At 70.8% G+C, this 22,645-nt stretch carries 24 protein-coding genes and 2 pseudogenes; 16 read left to right on the top strand and 10 right to left on the bottom strand.

The window, feature by feature from the left end; translation table 11 throughout:
* Positions 1 to 48 precede the first annotated feature (48 nt).
* Both ACH5AC_RS11955 and ACH5AC_RS11960 read left to right on the top strand, forming a co-directional pair.
* Positions 49 to 891 carry an IS5 family transposase gene (locus ACH5AC_RS11955; RefSeq protein WP_398861586.1) on the top strand — a complete coding sequence of 281 codons (843 nt, stop codon included), beginning with the start codon at positions 49 to 51 and terminating at the stop codon, positions 889 to 891.
* Between the two features lie 64 nt (positions 892 to 955).
* The gene (locus ACH5AC_RS11960; RefSeq protein ID WP_398861587.1) at positions 956 to 1,756 is read left to right on the top strand and encodes a hypothetical protein; all 801 of its coding nucleotides are present in this window, start codon (positions 956 to 958) and stop codon (positions 1,754 to 1,756) included.
* A 206-nt stretch (positions 1,757 to 1,962) separates the two neighbouring features.
* Here the strand turns inward: ACH5AC_RS11960 and ACH5AC_RS11965 are convergent, their stop codons facing one another.
* Both ACH5AC_RS11965 and ACH5AC_RS11970 read right to left on the bottom strand, forming a co-directional pair.
* Positions 1,963 to 2,502 carry a GNAT family N-acetyltransferase gene (locus ACH5AC_RS11965; protein WP_398861588.1) on the bottom strand — a complete coding sequence of 180 codons (540 nt, stop codon included), beginning with the start codon at positions 2,500 to 2,502 and terminating at the stop codon, positions 1,963 to 1,965.
* Entirely contained in the window at positions 2,487 to 3,734 is a 1,248-nt protein-coding gene (locus ACH5AC_RS11970; protein WP_398861589.1) for a helix-turn-helix domain-containing protein, read from the bottom strand. Before ACH5AC_RS11970 ends, ACH5AC_RS11965 begins: the two co-directional genes overlap by 16 nt.
* Before the next feature lie 197 nt (positions 3,735 to 3,931).
* Here ACH5AC_RS11970 and ACH5AC_RS11975 point away from each other — a divergent pair, with 197 nt between their 5' ends.
* The 6 genes from ACH5AC_RS11975 to ACH5AC_RS12000 all read left to right on the top strand — a co-directional run bounded on the left by ACH5AC_RS11975 (position 3,932) and on the right by ACH5AC_RS12000 (position 7,862).
* Positions 3,932 to 4,420: an ATP-binding protein gene (locus ACH5AC_RS11975; protein ID WP_398861590.1), complete on the top strand. Its 489-nt coding sequence runs from the start codon at positions 3,932 to 3,934 to the stop codon at positions 4,418 to 4,420.
* Entirely contained in the window at positions 4,417 to 4,608 is a 192-nt protein-coding gene (locus ACH5AC_RS11980; RefSeq protein ID WP_398861591.1) for a hypothetical protein, read from the top strand. Before ACH5AC_RS11975 ends, ACH5AC_RS11980 begins: the two co-directional genes overlap by 4 nt.
* A gap of 201 nt (positions 4,609 to 4,809) precedes the next feature.
* Positions 4,810 to 4,941 carry a hypothetical protein gene (locus ACH5AC_RS11985; protein WP_398861592.1) on the top strand — a complete coding sequence of 44 codons (132 nt, stop codon included), beginning with the start codon at positions 4,810 to 4,812 and terminating at the stop codon, positions 4,939 to 4,941.
* Positions 4,942 to 4,955: 14 nt separating this feature from the next.
* The gene (locus tag ACH5AC_RS11990) at positions 4,956 to 6,146 is read left to right on the top strand and encodes a cupin domain-containing protein (RefSeq protein WP_398861593.1); all 1,191 of its coding nucleotides are present in this window, start codon (positions 4,956 to 4,958) and stop codon (positions 6,144 to 6,146) included.
* The gene (locus ACH5AC_RS11995; protein WP_398861594.1) at positions 6,143 to 7,042 is read left to right on the top strand and encodes an aldo/keto reductase; all 900 of its coding nucleotides are present in this window, start codon (positions 6,143 to 6,145) and stop codon (positions 7,040 to 7,042) included. Before ACH5AC_RS11990 ends, ACH5AC_RS11995 begins: the two co-directional genes overlap by 4 nt.
* Positions 7,023 to 7,862, top strand: a complete 840-nt coding sequence (locus ACH5AC_RS12000) for a hypothetical protein (protein WP_398861595.1) — start codon at positions 7,023 to 7,025, stop codon at positions 7,860 to 7,862. The genes ACH5AC_RS11995 and ACH5AC_RS12000 overlap by 20 nt, the downstream gene beginning before the upstream one ends.
* Positions 7,863 to 7,866: 4 nt before the next feature.
* On the opposite strand, the gene ACH5AC_RS12005 is transcribed toward ACH5AC_RS12000, so the two are convergent.
* Positions 7,867 to 8,163 (bottom strand): hypothetical protein, encoded by a 297-nt coding sequence (locus ACH5AC_RS12005; protein ID WP_398861596.1) that lies wholly within the window; start codon positions 8,161 to 8,163, stop codon positions 7,867 to 7,869.
* A 101-nt stretch (positions 8,164 to 8,264) separates the two neighbouring features.
* Here ACH5AC_RS12005 and ACH5AC_RS12010 point away from each other — a divergent pair, with 101 nt between their 5' ends.
* Both ACH5AC_RS12010 and ACH5AC_RS12015 read left to right on the top strand, forming a co-directional pair.
* Entirely contained in the window at positions 8,265 to 8,849 is a 585-nt protein-coding gene (locus tag ACH5AC_RS12010; protein ID WP_398861597.1) for a DUF6415 family natural product biosynthesis protein, read from the top strand.
* A 137-nt stretch (positions 8,850 to 8,986) separates the two neighbouring features.
* On the top strand, positions 8,987 to 9,454 hold the full coding sequence (locus ACH5AC_RS12015; protein WP_398861598.1) for a hypothetical protein: 468 nt from the start codon (positions 8,987 to 8,989) through the stop codon (positions 9,452 to 9,454).
* Positions 9,455 to 9,540: 86 nt separating this feature from the next.
* Here the strand turns inward: ACH5AC_RS12015 and ACH5AC_RS12020 are convergent, their stop codons facing one another.
* Positions 9,541 to 10,878 carry a carboxyl transferase domain-containing protein gene (locus ACH5AC_RS12020; RefSeq protein WP_398861599.1) on the bottom strand — a complete coding sequence of 446 codons (1,338 nt, stop codon included), beginning with the start codon at positions 10,876 to 10,878 and terminating at the stop codon, positions 9,541 to 9,543.
* Complete coding sequence (locus ACH5AC_RS12025) at positions 10,871 to 12,316, bottom strand: acyl-CoA synthetase (RefSeq protein ID WP_398861600.1); 1,446 nt, start codon at positions 12,314 to 12,316, stop codon at positions 10,871 to 10,873. The genes ACH5AC_RS12020 and ACH5AC_RS12025 overlap by 8 nt, the downstream gene beginning before the upstream one ends.
* Positions 12,317 to 12,474: 158 nt before the next feature.
* On the opposite strand from ACH5AC_RS12025, the gene ACH5AC_RS12030 reads away from it, so the two are divergent.
* Positions 12,475 to 13,365: a RimK family alpha-L-glutamate ligase gene (locus ACH5AC_RS12030; RefSeq protein ID WP_398861601.1), complete on the top strand. Its 891-nt coding sequence runs from the start codon at positions 12,475 to 12,477 to the stop codon at positions 13,363 to 13,365.
* Here ACH5AC_RS12030 and ACH5AC_RS12035 read toward each other — a convergent pair.
* Positions 13,349 to 13,945, bottom strand: coding sequence for a hypothetical protein (locus tag ACH5AC_RS12035; protein ID WP_398861602.1), 597 nt, complete (start codon positions 13,943 to 13,945; stop codon positions 13,349 to 13,351). The genes ACH5AC_RS12030 and ACH5AC_RS12035 overlap by 17 nt on opposite strands.
* A 108-nt stretch (positions 13,946 to 14,053) precedes the next feature.
* Here ACH5AC_RS12035 and ACH5AC_RS12040 point away from each other — a divergent pair, with 108 nt between their 5' ends.
* Both ACH5AC_RS12040 and ACH5AC_RS12045 read left to right on the top strand, forming a co-directional pair.
* Entirely contained in the window at positions 14,054 to 14,827 is a 774-nt protein-coding gene (locus ACH5AC_RS12040) for an IclR family transcriptional regulator (RefSeq protein WP_398861603.1), read from the top strand.
* Positions 14,824 to 15,675, top strand: a complete 852-nt coding sequence (locus ACH5AC_RS12045; protein WP_398861604.1) for an SMP-30/gluconolactonase/LRE family protein — start codon at positions 14,824 to 14,826, stop codon at positions 15,673 to 15,675. The genes ACH5AC_RS12040 and ACH5AC_RS12045 overlap by 4 nt, the downstream gene beginning before the upstream one ends.
* A 153-nt stretch (positions 15,676 to 15,828) precedes the next feature.
* Here ACH5AC_RS12045 and ACH5AC_RS12050 read toward each other — a convergent pair whose 3' ends face one another.
* The 3 genes and pseudogenes from ACH5AC_RS12050 to ACH5AC_RS12060 all read right to left on the bottom strand — a co-directional run.
* Positions 15,829 to 17,265, bottom strand: coding sequence for an FAD-dependent oxidoreductase (locus ACH5AC_RS12050; RefSeq protein ID WP_398861605.1), 1,437 nt, complete (start codon positions 17,263 to 17,265; stop codon positions 15,829 to 15,831).
* Complete coding sequence (locus tag ACH5AC_RS12055; protein ID WP_398861606.1) at positions 17,249 to 18,553, bottom strand: MAB_1171c family putative transporter; 1,305 nt, start codon at positions 18,551 to 18,553, stop codon at positions 17,249 to 17,251. The genes ACH5AC_RS12050 and ACH5AC_RS12055 overlap by 17 nt, the downstream gene beginning before the upstream one ends.
* Positions 18,554 to 18,804: 251 nt before the next feature.
* A pseudogene (locus tag ACH5AC_RS12060) lies at positions 18,805 to 19,392 on the bottom strand (toxin-antitoxin system, toxin component family protein); the annotation flags it as partial.
* A 220-nt stretch (positions 19,393 to 19,612) separates the two neighbouring features.
* On the opposite strand from ACH5AC_RS12060, the gene ACH5AC_RS12065 reads away from it, so the two are divergent.
* From ACH5AC_RS12065 to ACH5AC_RS12075, 3 genes are all read left to right on the top strand, one after another.
* Positions 19,613 to 21,127 carry an alpha-N-arabinofuranosidase gene (locus ACH5AC_RS12065; protein WP_398861607.1) on the top strand — a complete coding sequence of 505 codons (1,515 nt, stop codon included), beginning with the start codon at positions 19,613 to 19,615 and terminating at the stop codon, positions 21,125 to 21,127.
* Positions 21,128 to 21,311: 184 nt separating this feature from the next.
* The gene (locus tag ACH5AC_RS12070) at positions 21,312 to 21,590 is read left to right on the top strand and encodes a hypothetical protein (protein ID WP_398861608.1); all 279 of its coding nucleotides are present in this window, start codon (positions 21,312 to 21,314) and stop codon (positions 21,588 to 21,590) included.
* A 187-nt stretch (positions 21,591 to 21,777) separates the two neighbouring features.
* Complete coding sequence (locus ACH5AC_RS12075; RefSeq protein WP_398861609.1) at positions 21,778 to 22,434, top strand: DUF4360 domain-containing protein; 657 nt, start codon at positions 21,778 to 21,780, stop codon at positions 22,432 to 22,434.
* Between the two features lie 49 nt (positions 22,435 to 22,483).
* On the opposite strand, the pseudogene ACH5AC_RS12080 reads toward ACH5AC_RS12075, so the two are convergent.
* Positions 22,484 to 22,645 (bottom strand): annotated as a pseudogene (locus ACH5AC_RS12080) (2-oxoacid:ferredoxin oxidoreductase subunit beta); the annotation flags it as partial.

Consider the following 22,645-nt stretch of genomic DNA (forward strand, 5'->3'; position numbering starts at 1 on the left):
CCCAGGTGATCATGGAGTTGTCTACGCTCAGTGATCACCGGGGGGCTCGTGCCTGTCCTGCCATCATGCCTGCTCGAACCGCTGTGGGACCAGTTCGCGGTGCTGCTGCCCGAGCACGTCGACACGCACCCACTCGGCTGCCATAACCCGCGCATCCCCGACCGGGTCGTCTTCGATTACGTCATCGCTGCCCTGGTACACGGGTCCGGCTACGAGCGCATCGCCGGCCCCGGCTGCTCGGACCGCACGATCAGACGCCGCGTCAAGTACTGGGCGCAGCTCGGGATAGCCCAGCAGATCCACGCGCTCGCCCTTCAGGCGTACGACCGCATGATCGGCCTGGAGCTCGACGAACTCTCCGTGGACGGCTGCATCACCAAGGCCCCCTGCGGCGGCGAGGCCGCTGGACGCTCCCCAGTGGATCGGGGCAAACAGGGCCTGAAACGCTCGGTGGCCACCGAGAGCACCGGCATCCCACTCGGCATCGTCTCGGCTGGGGCCAACCGCCACGACTCCCCACTCCTCGTGCCCACCCTCAGGGCCGCCGACGAGCAGGTCGGCGGGCTTCCCTACCAAGCCAACGTGAACCTGGACCGCGGCTACGACAGCGACAAGACCCGTTGCGCGCTCGGCGAGTTGGGCCTCACCGGAGAGATCGCCCGCAAGGGCGTCCCCGCCCCGATACAGGCTGGCAAGAGGTGGGTGGTGGAGCGGAGCCACGCGTGGATGAACAGCTTCGGCAAGCTGCGGCGCTGCACCGAGAAGCACAGCCGGGTAGTGGACTTCTACCTCTACCTGTCCGCCGCAATCGTCACACTGCGTATACTCATCCGCCGTGCGACCTCGCGCTACCGCTGGGACGGCCGCCCCACCAGCAGGCGCCTGAAGTGACACCTACTGCAGGGCGCTCTTAAATCGAACCTCCGTGTGACTGCTGTGCGGCTACCCTGCGGGAATGTCGTACGAGCTCAACGCCGTCATTGGGAATTTCGACCTGCTCAGGAGCCAGACTGCCGGGATTCGGGAAACGGCTGTCGCCCCGCTCCGACAGCGCATGGGGCTGGTGCCTGTCACCACACAGCTCCTCGGGGAGCAGACTGGGCTTACCGATCAGGATGGCACCGGGCCCGGTCAACCATTCACGGTAATGTCGCCCGCCTTCGAGCAGACCTTGAGCTACTGGTCCCGGGGCGGGCCGATCGCCTACGTGGAGGCAGACTTCCACGGAGGGGACGGATACCAGACCGCTGCCGTATGGCGTACCGGCGCGAAGGTGTGGGGTCCGGCCCATACCTGGGACTTCACCGGTCCACGGGAAGACTGGCCGATCAATGCCGCTCTCGCCCTGCTCGATGTCGTTCCGAGCAGCTCCGAGCGGGCGAGCTACCACGACCTGTTCCTGGAGGTGGGGCTTGGCTGGGAACAGGACATGGACGGCTGGCAGTCGGCCGGCCGGACTGCTCGATGGGCGGCGACCTACAACGAGTGGCATCAGGAGCACCTGGCGGAGCAGGAGAGAACAGCGCGTGCCTCCGCGGAGATCGAGAAATACAGGAGGCTCCCCGACGTCCCGGTGGCTCTGGACGGTAAGGCGATCATGGGGCTGCTCGGCCTACCTCCAGGCCCACTGATCGGTGCGGCCGCTCGCTATCTACAAGATCTGCATCTCGAACGCGGCCCGCTTTCACGGGAAGAGGCCGTCACCCGGCTGAGGACTTGGGCCGCGGAGCAAGACACAGGATGCCGAGGCCGGTGATCGGTCAAGTAATCGTTTCATGAGGACGTCAATCGTGCCGCCGCCGAGGCATGGGATGGCGCGCTCCGAACAGAGATGACGTAACACGGATAAGAGGTCCCTCGCAGTCACGGAGCGTCAACACTCCCGTGATCATGTGAGCCCTTGCTCGCTTCGTCGCGACCGACTCAGTTTCCCAGCAGTGCACGGCCTACTGCCGGTCGCTCTTAGGCGTGGACGGGGCGCAGGCTCTTGACCATGACCCCGAGAAGGGGCGCGTCGGCGAAGGGGCGTTGCTCGCCAACCTTGGCGTATCCCCATGACTCGTAGAGCGCCTGCACCTTGGGGTGGCTGACATCGACCAGGAGGACGGCGAGGTCTTCCGTGCGCTCCTTCAGCAGCTCCTCGTGAAGCTGCTCGGACACCCCCTGTTTGCGCCACCGGGGGCGGACCATGAGTTCGGACACCGCGTACGTGGACGTGTAGCCGTTCTGCGGCTTGTAGTCGGTGGAGCGCCACCATTCCCGGCCGGCGGTGAGGGGTGCGCCGTAGGCGAAGCCGACCGGTTCGTCCCCGTCGTACGCCACGACACAGGTGAAGTCGTCCATGCCGGACCAGTGGTCAACGAACCAGGGGAATCGCTGGTTGAACGGGTCGTCCATGGCGTCGGCGTAAGCGTCGTCGTGCACGTCGATGAGCGTCTGCCGGAAGCCTTCGGGGAGGTTTCCATGGTGGAAATGCCGCAGCTCAATCACGATCGGCTCCATTCAGTCTGCATGCGGTCTGCCCAGTCTCGTGCGTAGGTGGTGGAGGGGGCCAGGGTGAAGAGGTCGCGGTGGAAGTCGCCGATCAGCGTGCGCATCCGGGCGGGCAGCGGAGCCCCGTCCATGACGGTGAAGACGTCGGCGGCCGTGGTCGTGGCTTGCTCGATGTCCCCCTGATGGAGCTGCGCGAGGGCGAGTTGAGCGGTGGTCAGAGCCCGGTTACGGCGGAAGACGGCCGGGGTTCTGGCGAGGGAGCGATGCGCCAGGGCCTCGGCGTGGGCATAACGGCCGTCACGGCTGTGGATGATGGCGCCAAGGTGGTCGAGTTCGGCCGGGCCGTAGAAGGCCGCCCAGCGGGGACGTTCCAGCTCTGGGGCTCTGGCGAAGGTTTCGCGAGCCGACTCGAACGACCGCACGGCGCCGCGTCCGTCGCCGAGAGACGCATACGCGAGAGCGACGCGGACGCGCCCCAAGGAGGCGAAGAACGGGTCTCGGCGGGCCGCTGGAGAGGCTTGGGCGGCCTGCGCCGCCGCGAGGGCCTCCGCCCACGCCCGGCGCTGTGTCGCGAGGAGTGACTGTGTGACCCATACCCGCATCACAGTCGGGCCGTCCTGGGAGAGCCCGGCGTACGTCGTGGACTCGTTCAGGTAGATCTGTGCTTGGGTGGGATTGCGGGCGTCGATGCAGGACCAGGCGGCGATGGCGGTGTACTCGGCGGCGAGCGCGAACAAGGAGCGGCGGACTCGTTCGCTCGCGTTCTTCTGCTGGAGGCCGAGCACTTCGTCACGGCCGGCGAGGGCGGCTTTTTCCAGTGCGGCGTGTCCGCCCTGGCGGTCGTCGGCCTCGACAAGGGCGTGCATCCCGGCGGCGGCTCTCTCGACGTCGGACATGCCGACCGAACGGCGTTGTCCCACCAGGGGGGCGGCTGCGGTCCCGGTGGCCGAGGTGAGGAATGTGCGGCGCCGCACGGGGTCCTCCTGGGGGCGGTGCATGGAGCGTGGTGCGCTGAACCCTAATTCCTCGACAGGACAGCCGAACACCCGCTCCAAGGCCACGCACGTACGCCCGATCGGACGCCGTGACGTGCCGTTCAGCAGGTTTCTGACGGTTCGGTCTCCGATGTCGCCGGGTCTTCCGGTGATCTCAGCCAGCGCCTTGTTCAGCCGGTCGGCCAATTCGTCCTGCTTAAGCCCCAGTTCCTCCATCCGGGCCTTGAGGACGGCGTTCGCTCCCATGCAACTGACGGTAGACCGCCGGTCACCATCCGGACCAGGAGCGAGGTAATAGGAACGTAAAGTCTTCCGGTGGTTGCGAGTGGATGAATGCCAACCCTTCCTGTTTCCAGGGCTGTTGGAGTCGTTGACTGGTGGACAGTCGCCGGGCGCAATCCGCAGGCTCCCCGCCCCGGCGGCAGTGGAGGAGAGGCCCGCCCATGCCCCCCGTCGTGGGCGGGCCGTCCCAGCCCGAGGAGACGACCCCTGTGACGACTGTGGCCAGACCCAACGCGACCGGTGTCCCCGGCTATGCCGAGACGATGCCCTGTGAGCCGGAATCCGCGCGCCGCGCCCGCCGCCTCGTCGCAGCGTCGCTCAGCACGTGGCGGATAGACGAACTGGCGGACGCGGGAACACTGATCGTCTCCGAACTCGTCAGCAACGCGGTGCGGCACACGAGCTGCCGCCTCCTCCGGGTAGCCACTCGGCGAATCGCCGACAACCGCGTCTGGATCGAGGTCACCGACACATCCCGGGGCCTGCCGGAAATGGGCTGCGGCGACAGCGACCGCGAGGGCGGCCGGGGGCTGCTGCTGGTCGAGCTGATGGCGGACCGCTGGGGCTATGACCTGCACGGCACAGGGCGGCGACGGTGGAAGACGACCTGGGCCGAACTCGTCGTCAAGACGGAGGTGACCCGGCTGTGAGCGGGGTGCAGTGGGTCACGGGTGACTGCTGGCTCGGCTGCGGGCGTACGGGGCTGCCGGTGATCTGGCTGGGCCCGGTGACGTGGGACGGCCAGCACGCCCCCTGCATGACATGCGCTGACTGCCTCGCCCGTCTCAAGGCGCAGGTCCTCGCGTATTTCATGCAGCGGCAGCCGGCCACCGCCTGACCCCCGCGGATTTCCGCTCCGAAAACCCTGGACAGGTCGAGGGAGCGGAAGACGGCGCCGGGGGCCGACGTCTCCCGAGATCCCCGGCGCCACCTAGATCCACTGTCCGGAAACCGTTCTTCCACGGCCCGGACAAGTCGGCTCTATTCAAGGCTTCCCGTCCCAGCCGGGGCGGGAGAACCGAAGAGGAAGGTGTATGCCATGAACGAGAACACTGCCGCTGACGAGGGTGGCGGCCTGCTCGTTGCCGTCCGCCGTATCCAGGCGGCCCGTGCCCGCACCGATGTGCCGTCCGACAACACGGGCGGCAAGTCCGATCAGAACGACTCCTGAGCGGGGCGCCCACGATGCATGATTCCGCTTCGTGGGCGGTGCGCCTGGGTGAGGACCGGTTCCTCACCCAGGCGCTTCACCGCTCCTACGCTGTCTTCCCGGCGGATGGGTCCGGCACGACCCCTCTCCTGTCCTGGGACGATCTGAACACCATCCTTGCCACTCACCGCCTGGAACCACCACGCCTACGGCTTTCCAGGGACGGCGTGACCGTCCCCCTTGACCGGTACTCGGCACCCTTCACCAACCGGCGCGGCGTGACATGGCACCGCACCCACCCCGCCGAGCTGCATGCCCGGCTTGCGGCAGGCGCATCCCTGGTCGTGGACGCGATCGACGCGATTCACCCACCGGTCGGTTCCGCCGCCGAAGCACTCGAACGCTTCCTCAGTACACCCGTCCAGGTCAACGCCTACGCTTCCTGGACGGAGCGGGAAGGCTTCGGGCGTCATTGGGACGACCATGACGTGGTCGTGGTCCAGATGCACGGGGCGAAACGCTGGAAGCTCTGGGGGCCGACCCGGACGGCCCCGACGTACCGCGATGTTCAGACCCCGGAGGAACCCCAGGGCGAGCCGGTCGCGGACATCGTCCTGAGCCCCGGGGACGTCCTGTACCTGCCGCGTGGGTGGTGGCACACCGTCACTGCCGACCAAGGAACAGCATCCCTTCACCTCACGTTCGGTCTCGTTACCCACACCGGAGCCAACCTCGTCAACTGGGTGGCCGACCAGTTGCACAACGACGCCGTCATGCGGATGGACATCCCCCGGCACGCCGACCCAGTGCAGAAGTCCGCATATCTGGACGCCCTGCGGACCGCGATGATGACCGCGCTGTCCGATCCGGCACTGATCGACCGATGGGCACAGTCCAGCGACACCACTCACTTCGGCCGCCCGTCCCCGTCCCTGCCGTACGTCAACAACCTCCCCCCGGACCGGGGTATCACCGTGAGGAGCACAGCCGCCCGCGCGCGCCTCACCGCTACCCCCGACGCCGCGACCGTCACTCTCTCCGCCGCCGGAACCGAGTGGGATTTCGCGGGTCAGGCGGCACCTGTGCTCCGCGCCCTCCTCACGGGAGAACCCGCCACCATCGGGGAACTCGCCGACGCCGCCGGGCTGGAGGTCAAGGACGTGGCCGATCTCCTGTCCGTCCTGATCAGGGGACAGGCATTGGCAGTCGTCAGGGTGGCGCCGTGAGCGCCGTTCTCGGCCTGGGGACCTACCGGGTGCGCGCTGTTGGCGACATGGCGCGCACCGCCCTTGCGGCCGGGGCTTCCTGGACCGACACCGCCCCCAACTACCGCGCCGGGGAGGCCCACTCTCTTCTCGCGTCCGTCCTCCTTCAGCACCCGCAGGCCAAGGTGTCCACGAAGACGGGGTTCTTCGCTCGGGAGGAGGCCGAGGCCGCCGTCAGCGCCGGAATCCTCACCCGCGAGCAAGCCGAGGCCGGCCACAGCCTCACCGCGGATTTTCTCCGCTGGCAAACCTCCCGCTCTCTGGGCGTCCTCGGCCGCGCCGACGTGGTGTTCGTGCACAACCCCGAATGCGCCCACCTCGACCGCGAAGAGCTGCACGATCGGCTGCGGGACGCCTTCGCCGTCCTGGAGGAGTACGCGGACACGGGACGTATCGGCGGGTACGGCGTCGCCACCTGGTCCAGCTTCGACTCCGGCGCCTTTACGGTGCCCGAACTCCTCACCCTGGCACAGGAAGCCGCCGGATCGGGTGAACACCACCTGTGCGCCGTGCAGCTCCCCGTCAGCCTGGTCATGGCCCGGCCGATCAGCCTCGCCCTGGACGGTCGCGGCCCTCTCGTACACGCCCGCATGGCGGGGCTGACCACCTTCGGCTCCTCGCCCCTGCACGGCGGCGAACTACCGCACCTGGTCACACCCGAACTCGCCGAGTTCATCCGTCCCGGTGCCACTCCGGCCGCCGCCAGTCTCCTCGCGGCCGTCTCCTGCCCGAGCCTGGACGTGGTATTGCTGTCGGCCAGCACCCCCGAGCACTGGAACGCCGCGCTCAAAGCCACCGCCGCCCAGCTCGCCCCCGACCAGTTGAGAAAGGTCACCGATGTACTCGCCCAAGGATGAGGCCACCGCCACGCGCATGGAGCGCGCTCTCGTCCTCGCCGCCGACCACTTCAAGACCGCCCTCACCGGCCCGGTCTCCTGGGGCTGGCTCGGACGCACCATCGGCTCCCGCACTGCTGACGACCAGTGGCTCCGCGTCCACTGCGGGGACATCACCAAGACAGCCGCTGCGATGACCACAGGCATCGTCATCGCCGAAGAGCGCGTATCCGGTGACGTGCCCCGCCCGCGCTTGCACGGTCTGCACCGCTGGGAGAACGCGCCGTACGTGTTCGAGGCCGAACTGACCGACCACATCGCCCAGCCCGTCATCTCCCCCGGGGCCACCGATCTCGCCGAGGACCCCGGTCTGCCAGACACCTGGTGGACTGACCTTCGTACCAGCCTGGACGCCCTCGCCGCCGCCGAACCTCCCCGGACCACCATCCGCCAGGAGTGGGCCGACCGGGTGTTCCCCGAATTCCTCGGTATCCCCGCGCCGGCCATCACCAAGCGCGTCACCGGCCACGGAGACATCCAATGGGCCAACCTCACCCACCACCCGCTCAACCTGCTCGACTGGGAACGCTGGGGCGCCGTCCCGGTCGGCTACGACCCGGCTGTGCTCTACGTCAGCAGCCTCCGCGTACCCGCCGTCGCCGAACGCGTCCGTAAGGAGTTCGCGGACATCTTGGAAACCCCAGCCGGGCACCTCGCCGAACAGATCGCCGTCGCCGAGATGCTCCAGGCCGTAGGGCGGGGCTGGTACCAGGAACTTGCCCCGCTCCTGGCCGAGCGTGCAAGCGAACTCGTCGGCAAGGCCGTGCCTGTCCCCGCCTGATGGGTCAGACGACGTGGGCCTGAACGATGAGTGTGCCGAGGTTCTTCGGGTCGGGGGCCTCGAAGACCTTCGCGTAGACCTCGAGGAAGCCGTACGTCCGCAAGACGCCCTCCCACATCTCCGGCGTGTAGGCCCAGCGCCGGACCGGGTTGACTTCTCCTCGGAAGCCGTTGCCGTACATGCCCTGTGCGCCGTAGCAGCCCTCCACGGGCGGCCTCGTGGACGCCCCCGCGATCAAATTCGAGCAGTTGACCGACCGGCAACGCCAGGGCGCCTCCTGCTGCTGGTGTGCCGGAAGCACTGACCGTCGGTTCCCTGCGCGCATCGTGGCGGGCGTCGACCTGTACTCCTGCGTTCCGTGCGCGGGCATGTACGGCGTCCCGGCGGTGGAGGAGGCGGACTGTGGGCGCTAGCGAAACTGCCCCGATCGACGGGGAGACGATCAAGGCGGCGTATCACGCGGCGCTGTGGGACGTGCGTCCGAGGTCGGCGGCCGAGACGGAAACGCTGGTGCTACAGCTTGAGGGGCATGTGCGGCTGCTCGCCCCCGAGGTGGCCGCGCGCGTGCCGACCATGAACAAGTCGACGGGCGACGTGGCACTCGTCGCTCTGCGGCACGCTGACGAGGTGTTGGACCCTGCCACGCGATCGGCCGACCGAGCGGGGAGGCTGCTGCATGACCTCGGCGTGGTCGCGCGGGCGTTGCTGACGTTGGTCGAGATGACGGGCGCCCCCGAGCCGGATGTCGAACCGGCCGACCCGACTGGTTGGCTCCTCATCGTCGGCCCTCCCGGGGCAGGAAGGATGCAACAGCAGTGGGTCACGGGCGACTGCTGGCTTGGATGCGGGCGCACATGCCTGATGGTGATCTGGCTCGGCCCAGTGCAGTGGGACGGCCAGCACGCGCCCTTCTATGCATGCGCTGACTGCCTCGCCCGCCTCAAGGCGCAGGCACTCGCCCACTTCGTGCAGCGACAGCCGGCCTGAGCACTCCACAGATTTCCGCCCGGATATCCGATTGGCAGTCGGGCGCGGGCGGGAAATGGCGCCGGGGCCCACGTCCCCTACGCTCCTCGGCGCCATCAACAGCACCACTCGAACCGAATCGAGAGGAGCACCACCGCATGACCGTCGCACTGGAACGTCCCGCCTCGACCCGAACACGGGACCCGAAGGAACTGCTCAACGCGGTCGCACCCCACATCACCGAACTGACCGTCAACGTCTTCGACAGCGGCATGAGCCTGTGGGACCGCGAAATCGCCCTGCTGCTCCGCGATCACACCATGGTCCGCGACATGGCCGAACGCGTCCTCGGTAACGCGGTGATGTACACCATCGGCTGCATCGAGCACCCGGAGGTGCATCTGGGCGTCGGCAAGCTCGTGGACATCGGCGTCCACCAGCTCATCCTCGACACGCCGGTCTGGTGGGGCATCTGCCGCCTGTACAACGACGGCGCGTACAAGCACCACGCCCCCGCTACCGGCGCGCAGAGTGGGCCGACAAGCTACGCGCCGCCGGGTTCTCGCACGCCTTCGCCCGTGAAATCCCCGCTCCTCAAGAGGGCCACATCGGCACTCTCCTGGTGACGGCACAGCACGACGAACGGCGCCCGGCCTGACCTGCGAAGCGAAGTTTGCGCGGTCGGAGTGCGCTGAGCACCGGTCGCGACGCGTCAAACCTCCGGCCGGATCACCCCCAGCTCCACCAAGTCCTGTGGCCGCAGCCGGAGTTGGTCCGCCGTCGCTTGCACCTCCTCCGCCGGTCGCTTCAGGATCGCGGCGGCAGACTCCGGGGCGATGACGGAGAAGTAGCTGTCCGGCGTGGCCCAGGTGCGGCCGGGCGCCGCCAGGGCGAGTGCGCCACCCGAGCCGCCCTGGCCGACGACCAGTGTGGTGACCGGGATCCGGGTCGTGGCGACCGCGCCGAACAGCTCCGCGATCGCCGGGCCCACGCCCTGCCGCTCCGCCTCCGCGTCGTTCGCGGCGCCCGGCGTGTCCACCAGGGTCAGCACCGGGATGCCGAGCCGGTCCGCGAGCCGGATCAGCCGGGTCGCCGTACGGTAACCGGCCGGGCGGGTGGCCGCGCCGGTCTGCGCGGCGTAGGCGATCGTACGGCCGTCGCGGCGGGCCGAGCCGAAGCCGCACAGCATCCCGTCGGGATCGGTGCCGCCGCAGCGGTCGCCGGAGAGGGCGACCCTGCTGGTGAAGTGGGCGTCCAAGTAGGCGTCGGCGCGCGGCCGTCGAGGTGAGCGGGCGCGCCGGACCGCCTCCCACCCGGTGGCGGGCGGGGCCGTGTCGGGACCGAGCGGCTCCGGCACGGACGCCGGCGCCTCCGACCGCCCGGTGAGGAGCCGCAGCCACAGCCCCAGCGTCTCCCGCAGCTCCCGCGGCCGTACGACGGCGTCCGCCGATCCGGCGGCGACCTGCGCCTCGGCCGTGTACGCGGCCGGGTCGGCGTCCGGCGGCCGGACCCGCGACCCCGCGAAGCCGACCTGGGCGCCCGGCAGCGCGAGCGTCACATCGGCGCCCGCGCCGAGGGTGGCCCAGCCGCCACCGGTCGTCGGATCGCGCAGTACGGCGACCTGCGGCAGCCCGGCCTCCCGGGTGAGCGCCGACTCCCGTGCCACCCGCTGGAGTTGGGTGAGCGCGAGCATGCCCTCCTGCATCCGGCTGCCGCCCGTCGCCACCAGCGCCACGACCGGCAGCCGGTGGGCGCGCGCGTGGCGGTGCGCCGACTCCAGCCGGTCGCCGGTGCGTTCACCGAGCGAGCCGCCGAGGAAGCCGAACTCGAAGGCGATCAGCACGGCGCGCGTGCCCTCGACCGTCCCCGTACCGCAGACCACGGACTCCGACTCGCCGGTGCGTTCGGCGGCGCGGGCCCTGGAGGCGTCGTAGCCCTGCCAGCCGAGCGGGCCGTCGGCGGCGGACTCCCTTGACGGGGAGGGCAGTTCGGTGAAGTCGTCACAGACGAGGGAGAGGGCCTCGCGGGCGGTCCTCCGGTCGTCAGTCATGGGTCAGTGCCCGCTTCATGATCTTCCCCATGTCGTTGCGGGGCAGCGCGTCGAGATAGCGGACCGTGCGGGGCCGCTTGTGCGGGGCGAGACGGGCGGCGACATGGTCGGCCAACTCCCCGGCACCGGGCGGGGACTGGGGATCCACGGGCACGACCCAGGCGACGATCCGCTCACCGAGGTCGTCGTCCGGCTCCCCGGTGACGGCGGCCTCCGCCACCCCCGGGTGTTCCAGCAGGGCGTTCTCGATCTCCCCGGCGCCGATCTTGTAACCACCGCTCTTGATCAGGTCGGTGGCCTTGCGTCCCACGATCCGCACATACCCGTCCGGGTCGCGCACCGCCATGTCGCCGGTGCGGAACCAGCCGTCGTCGGTGAACGCGGCGGCGGTCGCGTCGGGCCGGTTGAGGTACTCACGGAACAGGTTCGGCCCCCGCACCTGGATCTCCCCGACGCTCTCCCCGTCGTACGCGGTGATGGCCGCCCCCGCCTCGTCGACGAGTCGCAGCTCCACACCCGGCAGCGGCACACCCACCGTGCCCGGCCGGGCCTCGCCGTCCGCGCGGATGCTGGTGTTCATCAGGGTCTCCGTCATGCCGTACCGCTCGATGACCCGCCGCCCCGTCGCCGCCGCGATCCGCTCGTGGTCGTGCACCGGCAGCGCGGCCGAACCGGACACCAGCAGCCGCGCCCCGGCCAGCGCCTTGACCAGTTCGGGCTCCTCGGGCAGCGCCTGCGCGATCCGGTGGTACATCGTCGGCACCCCGAACAGCATGGTCGCCCCGTCGTTCAGCTCCCGCGCCACGCCCTCGGTGGAGAACCGCCCCAGATGGCGCACGGACCCGCCTCGCCGCAGCGGGCCGAGGATCCCGAGCACCAGCCCGTGCACATGGAACAGCGGCAGCCCGTGCACCAGCACATCGGCGCCGGTCCACTGCCAGGCGTCGGCGAGCGCGTCGAGGGTGTGTGCGAGCGCACTCCGGGGAATCACCGCCCCCTTGGGCGGCCCGGTGGTCCCGGAGGTGTAGACGACGAGCGCGGGATCACCGTCGTCGACGTCCTGCCCGCCCCTCGCCGTCCGCTCCCGGACGTCGACATCGACCCGCCGGATGCCCGCGAGCGCGTCCGGCAGCCGCTCCCCGGGCGCCGCGAGCACCACCCCCGGCGCGCTGTCGGCCAGGATGTGCCCGAGTTCCCTCTCGCCCGACTTCGGGTTGAGCGGCACGGCGGCGGCCCCGGCGAGCAGCACCCCCACCACACCCACGGCGGTCTCCAGTGACGGCGTGGCCCACACCGCCACCCGCTCCACCCCGCGCACCCGCTCCCCGACGGCCCCGGCCGCCGCCGCCAGCTCCGCATACGTCAAGGACCGCTCCCCGAACCGCAGGGCGACCCGCTCGCCCGGTGCGTCGGTCAGGGCCGGAAAGAGAGAGGACACGTGAGGCACTCCTTGGGACGGGCGGGACAGCGACGGACATCACCGTTCCTACCCGGTCCTCTGCGAAATTCGGCGGCTAGCCTGCTGGGAGTTTGCTCACCCGTTCGATCCTGTTCGGGCCGCCTGAGCGCGTCCCCTGTCCCGGGAGGTCACCCGTCGTGCCCCGTATAGCCCTCGTCACCTATGACCCCGGGCCGGAGTCCACCCAGGACCGTGATCTTCCGGTGCTGGTGCGGGAGCTGGTGGCCGCCGGGGCGGCGGCCGACGCCGTGCGCTGGGACGACGCCTTGGCCGACTGGGGGGCCTACGACCTCGCCGTCATCCGGTCCACCTGGGACTACAGCTGGCGGGCGGCCGAGTTCGGGGACTGGCTGGAGCGGGCCGGGAAGCAGACGCGGCTCGCCAACCCGGTGGACGTCGTCCGCTGGAACACCGACAAGCGGTACCTCGGGGAGCTGGCCGAGGCGGGGGTGCCCACCGTGCCCACCCGCTATCTCGCCCCCGGCGCTCCTGTCGACCTCCCCGACGACCACGAGTACGTGATCAAGCCGACCTCCGGCGCGGGCGCCCGGTTCGCCGCCCGCTACACGCCCGACGAGCACGACACCGCCGTACGGCAGCTGGCGCGCATGCACGCCGAGGGGTTCACGGCGATGGTGCAGCCCTACATCAAGGACATCGACGTCAGCGGTGAGCGGGCGCTGCAGTTCTTCGGCGGGCGGCTGCTGCACGCCAGCCGCAAGGGGGCCGTCCTAGCACCGGGCACACCGTACGACGCGGACAAGGTGGCCCATCCCGATCTGCGGGTGTGGCAGCCGACGCAGGCCGAACTCGCCGTCGCCGAGCGGGCCCTGGCGGCCGTGCCCGGCGCGCCGGAGCTGCTGTACGCGCGGGTCGACCTGGTCGACGGGGCGGACGGGGAGCCCCGGCTGATGGAGCTGGAGCTGGTCGAACCGAATCTCTTCCTGGGGCTGCATCCGGGGTCGGTGGCGCGGGTGGTGGAGGCGATCCTGGAGGCGGCGGCTGCTGCGGCTACGGCGGCCCGCTGACGGCGGTCCGCTGGAGCAGGCCCCAGGTGAACTCGGCGACCACTTCGCGCCGTGCGCCGTCCGCGTCCGGTGCCGTGAAGGCCAGCCCCCACCGCGTGGGCGCCGTGCCCTCCAGGGGGCGGGCGGGGGCGAAGGCCCGGGCGGCCTCGTCGATCGTGCAGGACCAGGGGGTGAGGTCGGCGAGGGTGCGCAGGACGGGGCCGGGGGCGCCGGGTGCGCGGACGAGCCATTCGTTCCAGACGGCGCCGCCCGGACCGAGCAGCACCTCGAAGCGGAGGTCGGGCCAGAGGGGGACGGGCCACTGCCATGCCTCGCAGTCGAGGTCACCGATGCGGCGGGAGACCGCGGACTCGGGCGGGCCGAGGACCGACCGGTACCGGGAGGCGGCGGCGCGGGCATGCGGCGAGCGGACCATCGCCTGCCAACGCTTGTTGGCCTCCCGCATGTCGCTGATCGACACACCCAGTCGGCGGCGGGCGTCCGCCACCAGCTCGGGGTTGTGGTCGGCCATGCGGCGCAGCAGGACCAGCTGGAAGTCGGCCTCGGAGAACACACCGCCGAGCCTACGGTTCCCGGCCATTGCCCGCTCCGAGCGTCTATGACTAGCCTGTGTTCGTCATGCCGATCGTCTGTTGAAATTTCGAACGACCGTCAGTGTTCGAACGACCATCAAGGGAGGGGGCCGGCCGTGGGACGCCTCGTACCTGCCGTGACCCGGGCTCTGGACATTCTGGAGCTGTTCCTCGACGGGGACGGGACACTCTCCGCCCCCGACATCGTGCGCAAGCTGCAGCTGCCGCGCACCACCGTGCACGAACTGGTCACCACGCTCGCCGCCCGCTCCTACCTGGTCGCCGTCCCCGGCCAGCCGGGGCGCTACCGGCTCGGCGTGCGTCCGTACCAGCTCGGCAGCCGTTACGCCGAGCAGCTCGACCTCGCCGCCGAGGGCCAGCAGGTCGCCCGCTCGGTCGCCGAGACCTGCGACGAGACGGTCCATGTGGCCATCCTCGAAGGCACCGACGTCATCTACATCGCCAAGGTCGACTCCACGCACGCGGTGCGCATGGTGTCCGCGGCGGGCCGTCGCCTCCCCGCCCACTGCACCTCCGTCGGCAAGATGCTGCTGGCCTCCCTTCCCGAGTCGGAGCTCGCCGCCCGGATCCCCGACGACGCCGAGCTGGTCGCCATGACCCCCAACAGCATCACCGACCCCGGCGCGCTGCGCGAGACCCTTGCGGGGATCCGTCAGCGCGGCCTCGCGGTGGAGAACCGCGAGTCCAACCCCGACGTCAGCTGTGTGGCCGCTCCGGTGCGCGACCGCGCCGGTCAGGTCGTGGCCGCCCTGTCGATCTCCGTGCCGATGATCCGCTGGAGCGAGGAGCGGCGCGGCGAGCTGGAGCAGCTGGCCGCCAAGGGCGCCGCCGAGCTGTCGGAGCGGCTCGGTCACCGGAGCGTGTCATGACGGGGCCGGCGTACGAGGTCGCGGTACGGGCCGAGGCGACCCTGGGCGAGGGGCCGACCTGGGACGCGGCGCGGGGCCGTCTGCTGTGGCTGGACATCCTCGGCGCGCGCATCCACACGTACGACCCCTCCACGGGCCGGCGCACGGTCCGTACGACCGACCAGCACATCGGCGCCGTCAAGCCCCGCGCGGGCGGCGGCCTGGTCCTCAACCTCCGCGACGGCGTCGCCCTGCTCGACCCCGACGACAGCTTGCGCTGGCTGCACCACGAACCGGTCGCCGGGCGGCGCGCGAACGACGCCGCCGTGGCGCCGGACGGCTCCCTGTGGGCCGGCACCATGCGGTACGACGAGGCACCGGGCGGCGGCACGCTGTCCCGGCTGACCGGGGACGGCACGGTCGAGACCGTCCTCGACGACGTCGCCGTCAGCAACGGCACGGGCTGGAGCCCCGACGGGCGCCTCATGTACTACATCGACTCCCCGACCCGGCGTGTCGATGTCTTCGACCACGAGGCGGGGCGTGTGACCGACCGCCGGCCCTTCGCCACGATCGAGGACGGCGCCGGCTTCCCCGACGGTCTGACGGTCGACGCGGAGGGGTGCGTCTGGGTCGCGCTGTGGGGCGGGGCAGCGGTACGCCGCTACACGCCGGGCGGCGCGCTGGACCGGGTGATCGAGCTGCCGACACCCTTGGTGACGGCCTGCGCCTTCGGCGGCCCCGACCTGACCGACCTGTACGTCACGACGGCCCGGGTGGGCCTGGACGCACCGCATCCGGTGGCGGGCTCGCTGCTGGTGGTGCCGGGGGCGGGGAAGGGGCTGGCTCAGCCGGCGTTCGAGGGATAGGGGGAGAGCCCCGTTGGCAAATCGGCCAGCCGCGGGCAGTCGTGCCTCCCCCAGTGCCTTAAGGGCCTGGGAGGTGCCCCCATGGCGGCACGGGTGGGCGCGGCACCTCGTCAGCGCCGGGGGGTGCGCGACCCACCCCCCGGCCGACCTCAGCTATTGCAGGCCCGCCCGCTTCAGTTCGTCCGCCGTCAGCGGGGGGCCCTCCAGCGGCGGGCGCAGTGGTCCCACCGCCGCCGCCAGCAGCATCCCCGGCGTCACCAGCACCGGCGCCGCCCGCTCCAGGGACGTCACGTCCGTCACCCGCCGCGCGATACGCCCGTTCCCGGTGGCCGTGTACAGCAGGCGTCCCACGTACGCCGCCAGCAGCCGCTCCCGGAGGGTGGGCCCGCTCTCGGTGGCCCCGGGGTAGAACACGTCCATGCCGACGGCCAGGTCCCACGCGGTGGCGGCGGGCCGGGCCACCGCCTTCTGGACGCGCCGGGCCAGACGCGGCGAGCCCGGCCCATGACGTCGTACCACCTCACGCAGCGCCAGGGCCGACTGCGCGGCGACCGACATTCCGTGCCCGTAGATCGGGTTCAGCGCGCACAGCGCGTCGCCGACCACCGCGAAGCCCTCCGGCCAGGCCGGCATTCGCTCGTAGTACAGCCGCCGGTTCGCGGTGGTCCGGGTGAACGCCACCTCGCTGAGCGGCTCGGCCCGCTCGATGAGGTCGGCGATCACGGGGTGGCGTAGCTCGTCGCGGGCGTAGCGGGCGAAGTCGCCCGTGTCGGTGCTCGGTTCGCCGCCGCGTGAGCCGAACAGTGTGACCAGCCACTGCCCGTCCTCGATGGGCAGCAGCACCCCGCCCCGCCCGGGCTCCCCGGTCCGCGGGTCGGGCTGGAGGTTGACGACGGGGAAGGCGCCGCGGGCGGCCTCCGGTGCCCGGAACAGCCGACTGGCGTACGCGACACCGGAGTCGACCGTCCGTCGGCGCGGCTCGGGCAGTCCCAGTCCGGTCAGCCACCGTGCGGCGCGTGAGCCCCGCCCGGTGGCGTCGACGACCAGGTCGGCGGCGAGTACGTGTCCGGCGGTGTCATCGGCCGGGGGCTCGGCACCCGGCCGCCCGGCCGCCGCGACCCGTACGCCCGTCACCGCCGTGGCCGTGCCGGTCAGGCCGAGCACCTCGGTGCGCTCCAGGACCTCGACGCGCCCGTCCGCGAGCACCGCCGCCCGGACCGTCGCGTCCAGCAGATCGCGGCCGGCCAGCAGCATGTGGTGCGACTCGCTCCACCGCCGGTACCAGCCGTACGGTGACTGCGCGACGATGTCCGTGGTGATCGGCAGTCGGCGGACACCGGCCCCCAGCAGCCGGTCGGTGACGCCCGGCAGCAGCTCCTCCAGGGCCCGCGCGCCGCCCGACCAGAGCTGGTGTGCGTGCCGGGCCTGCGGCAGGCCGCGGCGCGGCTCGGGCCCTGCCGGCAGCGCGTCGCGCTCCACGACGGTCACCCGGCCGGCGACGTCGGCCAGGGCACGGGCGGCGAGCAGGCCGGCGAGGGAACCACCGAGGACGACGGCGCTGGCGGTCGTGCGGTCAGTCGTGGAACTCATGGACGTCGTGGGACTCATGGACGGGAACGCTGCTCTCTGCTGCCGGGGCCTGCTGCTCAGGCGCTGATGGGGCGGCTGCGCGGGCGCGGACAGCAGCCAGGTCGTCGGGGGCGCGAAGGGCGCGGGAGACCGCCTCGATCTCCTGGAGCAGGTCCGTGGTGTCGGGGCGGACCGAGCCCTCGCCGTCCGGCCCGCGGATCTTGCGGGCGGCGGCGTCCTGGATGGCCACGGCGGAGGCCAGCGCCTTCGCCCGTCGCGGCGGGAAGCCGAGGCGGAGCGCGGCGCCGTGCGCGCGGCGCAGCTGCTCCTCGTCGATGTGCCGGGCCAGGGCGAGGAGTACGTCCCGGATGAACGTCTCGCGGCGGATCAGCCGGAGTTCGGGCGTGGCCCGCAGAGCGAACGGGACACCGGAGCCGTTGGCGTGACGCATCAGCACGTACAGGGGGCGCAGCCTGCGGTGGGCCGCGCGCACCCGCCAGCGGTCGTGCAGGTACTGGCCGGCGTGCGGGAGGATGAAGCCGGCCGCGACGAGGATGGCGGACAGGCTGGCGGCGAGCGGGGCCAGGTTCGTACTCAGCCAGTCCAGGTCGTGACCGGTCCAGCGGGCCACGACGGCGGTGAGTTTCAGCGCGTCGAAGACCAGGTTGAGGCCGTAGCCGACGGCCAGGAACACCAGTCCGCAGCGCAGCCAGGCGTCGAGGCCGTCGGTGCGGACCCAGTTCCAGATCAGCCGGGAGGTGATGAGGACGGCGACGCAGTGGGCGAGGAGGTAGAGCAGGATCTCCTCGCGCATGAAGGGGGTGTTGGCGTAGTAGGTGTCGAGGTCCCGCAGCCGCTCCACGGGCGCGTCCGCGAGGAAGAACAGCACCCACAGCGCGACGATCACGGCCGAGTAGCTGCTGATCACCCAGCGCATGGCGCGGCGGGTCGCGGGGGAGCGCTCGGACAGTCCGTTGCGCCAGGCGATGATCAGCAGCAGGCAGGAGCCGCAGAACGCGGTGAGCAGTGAGTAGCACCAGGGCGCGGAGATGTTCGGCACGCCGGTGACCCGGTTGGTCCAGGCGATCGTGGTGGGCGCCACGAACACGAACACGGCGCAGGCGAGCAGCAGCAGTCCGCCCACCGCGCGCAGCAGCGGGTCCCGCCACAGCCGGATGATCGTCGGCAGCTTGATGGCCAGGGCGGCGCACAGGACGGCGGTCGGGATCCAGAAGGAGATCGCGAACCCGCCGAGCACATCGGGCGAACCGGACGCCGACGACTGCGCCACGCTCAGGGCACCGGTCATCGGAGCGCGCCTCCGGACCGCCTGTGGTCTTCGGGTGTGCCCTCAGACCGCCCGCGCTCTCCGGGCGTGCCTCTGGATTGCCCGTGGTCTTCGGGTGTGTCCCCGGACTGCCTGTGGTCTTCGGGCGTGCCTCCGGATTGCCCGTGGTCTCCGGGTGTGCCCGCAGACCGCCCGTGCTCTCCGGGCGTGCCTCCGGATCGTCCGTGGTCTCCGGGTGTGCCCCCGGATCGCCCGTGCTCTCCCAGCGTGCCCGCAGACCGTCCGCGGTATCCCAGCGCCCGCTGGACCCGGTCCGCGGGGTCCGGTCGGCCGTCGTGCGGCCTGCGCATGTCGCGATCGTCGTCCGGCCTGCGCACATACCCCCGTACGGCCGCCGCGAGCCGGTACCCGAAGGCGTCCGCGGCCGCCTCCTCGGCCTTGCGTGAGCCGTTGCGCGCGGCCACGGCGAGGACGACGTCGCGCCAGCCGGGCCGGCCGGCCAGCGCATCGGCGGCGGCCGCGTGGTGGTGGCGGTGACCGGCGTGCAGATGCCACAGCTCATGGCCGAGGATGACGAGTTGCTGCACCTGCTCGGCCCGCTCCTCGACGATGACCAGATCGAACTCCTGGAACTCGACCCACAGTCCGGTGACATCGAGCTCGTCGGGGAACCGCTCGAAGCGCAGCTCCACGGGCCGCCCGCCGCGCAGCGCCCCCATTGCCGCGCACAGCGCCCGGCACAGCTCGCCCACGGTGTCCGGGGGGTGGGGCAGGTCGCGCAGCGCGGCCGCGAGGTCGCGGGTCAGTGCGCGCATGGCCGGGCCGGTCGTGGCCCGTCGCAGTGCGCCCGCGATGTCCATGCGTCCCCCTTCTCGCCGTCGTGCGGCAGCCTGTTCGAGATTACGCGGTGAGTCATGGCCGCGTCATGAAGTGTGTGAAAACGCAACGATCGCAGAAAGCGCTATCACGGTCCCGGCAAACCCATTGACGTCCGCCGGTATCGAACTTACGGTCCCGTTCGAAGTCACGAGCGCCAGCCGATATCTCGAACCGCACTCAACCGGCACTCGAAAGGCAGCAATGCGAACCGCCCGCTTCTCTCTGAACCCCGCCTTCAAGGTAGGCGCAGTGGACCCCCGCGTCTTCGGCTCCTTCGTGGAACACCTGGGCCGCTGCGTCTACACCGGCATCTACGAACCCGACCACCCCACCGCGGACGACAGCGGCCTCCGCACGGACGTCCTCGCCCTCGTCCGGGAACTCGGCGTCACCGCCATCCGCTACCCGGGCGGCAACTTCGTCTCCGGCTACAAGTGGGAGGACTCGGTCGGCCCCGCGGAGGAACGCCCCCGCCGCCTCGACCTCGCCTGGCACTCCACGGAAACCAACCGGTTCGGCCTCTCCGAATACATCGACTTCCTCCGCAAGCTCGGCCCCCAGGCCGAGCCCATGATGGCGGTCAACCTCGGTACACGCGGCGTCGCCGAGGCCCTCGAACTCCAGGAGTACGCCAACCACCCCTCCGGCACGGCCCTCTCCGACCTCCGTGCCGCACACGGCGACAAGGACCCCTTCGGCATCCGACTCTGGTGCCTCGGCAACGAGATGGACGGCCCCTGGCAGACGGGCCACAAGACGGCCGAGGAGTACGGCCGCCTCGCCGCCGAGACGGCCCGCGCGATGCGCCAGATCGACCCGCGCGTCGAACTCGTCGCCTGCGGCAGCTCGGGTCAGGGCATGCCCACCTTCGGCGCATGGGAGGCGACGGTCCTCCAGGAGACGTACGACCTGGTCGACTACATCTCCCTGCACGCCTACTACGAGCCGCACGACGGCGACGTCGACTCCTTCCTCGCCTCTGCGGTCGACATGGAGTCCTTCATCGAGAACGTCGTGGCGACCTGCGACCACGTCGGCGCCCGCCTGAAGTCGAAGAAGAAGATCAACCTCTCCTTCGACGAGTGGAACGTCTGGTACCTGTCGCGGTGGGAGAGCCACGCCCAGGCGCACAACCCGGACGACTGGCCGGAGGCCCCCCGCCTCCTGGAGGACAACTACAGCGTCACCGACGCGGTCGTCTTCGGCTCCCTGCTCATCGTCCTGCTGCGGCACGCCGACCGCGTGACGGTCGCCTGCCTCGCCCAGCTGGTCAACGTCATCGCGCCGATCATGACCGAGCCGGGCGGCCCGGCCTGGCGCCAGACGACGTTCTTCCCGTTCTCCCAGGCATCGAAGTACGGCCGCGGCGAGGTCCTCGACGTCCGTGTCGACTCGCCGACGTACGAGACGAAGAAGTACGGCGAGGCGGATCTGCTGCACGCGACCGCGGTCCGCGCCGACGACGGCACGGTCACCGTCTTCGCCGTCAACCGCAGCCGCACCGAACCGCTCCCGCTGGAAGTCGCCCTCAGCGACCTCGACCTGACCCGCGTCGTCGAGCACAGCGCCCTCGCCGACGCCGACCCGGACGCCCGCAACACCCTCACCGAGCCGGACCGGGTCACCCCGCACCCGGTCACGGACACGGCCCTCACCGACGGCAGACTGACCGCGACCCTGGAACCCCTCTCCTGGAACGTGATCCGCCTGGCTTGAACCCATGGGAACCGAGCGGGCCGGGCCAACTGGTGGGCTCCCGGTCCTCTCCAGCGCCTCTGGGTCCGCTACGGTCATCGTGAGGAACCCGGAGCCGCGGCCCACCATGAGTTCCGTGGGAGGGTCGCGCAATCGAAGCCCTGACACCTTGTCTGGATACCTTCACGGGCGACACACTTGCGAAATGAACCGTCAGGGGTCGGCGGCCGCGCACTGGGCCGGACGCCTGCTGTGCTGGACGCTGGCCGCCGCCATGGCCACCGCCGCCGTAGAGGCGCTCTTCTCACCCACCCCCCACTGGTGGGCCACCATATGGCCGCTGCCCTGGTACCTGGTCCCCGCCTGGGCCCTCCTGTGGGCGGCGGCCCGCGCCCACGAGAAGCGCACCGCCCACCACGTCCGCCGGACCGACACGGACGAGGACGTACCGGACGCCCCCACCGACTACGGCCGGACGGCCTGACGCGCCACCCCGCTACCGCACCGCACGGTGTGAAACCCCCCTTGTGAATGGCCGGAGTTGGCCCTCACGCCCCCGGGGACGGGTCCCTACGATGCCCATCGCCCCACTCTTCACAGGATCCCCATGGATCCTTCAAAGGTTGGGCACTCAACAACCCGCCACCCCCCACCCACTCCTGGGAGAGACCATGATCCGTGGACTCCTGCTCAGCGGCGCACTGGCCGCTCTCCTCATCACCACGGCGACCCCCGCGGGGGCCTCGTCGCCCGTTTTCGACAACCCGCCACCGGACCGCATCGTCATCGACATCGCCACGGTGAACGGCTCCGGCTGCCCGGCCGGCACGGCCGCAGTCGCGGTCTCCGAGGACAACACCGCCTTCACGGTCACCTACAGCGACTACATCGCCCAGGCCGGCGGCACCTCCAACCCGACGGCGTTCCGCAGAAACTGCCAGCTCAACCTGGTCGTCCACGTCCCGCAGGGCTTCACGTACGCCATCGCCAGCGCCGACTACCGAGGCTTCGCGTCCCTCCAGCGCGGCGCGACCGGCACCCAGCGAGCCTCGTACTACTTCCAGGGCTCCTCCCAGACGGCGTTCCGCACCCACACCTTCAACGGCCCGTACGCGGACAACTGGCAGGCCACCGACACCACCGAATGGGCCCAACTGGTCTGGGCCCCCTGCGGAGTCCAGCGAAACTTCAACATCAACACCGAGCTCCGCGTAACCGCCGGCAGCACGGCCCCCGACAAGGTCAGCTTCATGACCATGGACTCCACGGACGGCGACATCAGCACGACCTACCACATGGCCTGGAAGGACTGCCCGACCAGGGGCTGACTCCCGGGGGAGCGGACGAAACGTACCGCTCCCCTCAAGGTGGCCGACGTCAGCCGACGACCGTCCAGGTGTCCCCGCCGGCCAGCAGCGCGGCGAGGTCGCCCTTGCCGCGCTGTTCGACGGCCGTGTCGAGCTGGTCGGCCATCTGTGTGTCGTACACCGGGCGTTCGACGCTGCGGAAGACACCGATGGGTGTGTGGTGAAGGGTGTC

Origin of the sequence: Streptomyces sp. NPDC018693 (assembly GCF_044391385.1) — a bacterium.
GTDB lineage: Bacteria > Actinomycetota > Actinomycetes > Streptomycetales > Streptomycetaceae > Streptomyces.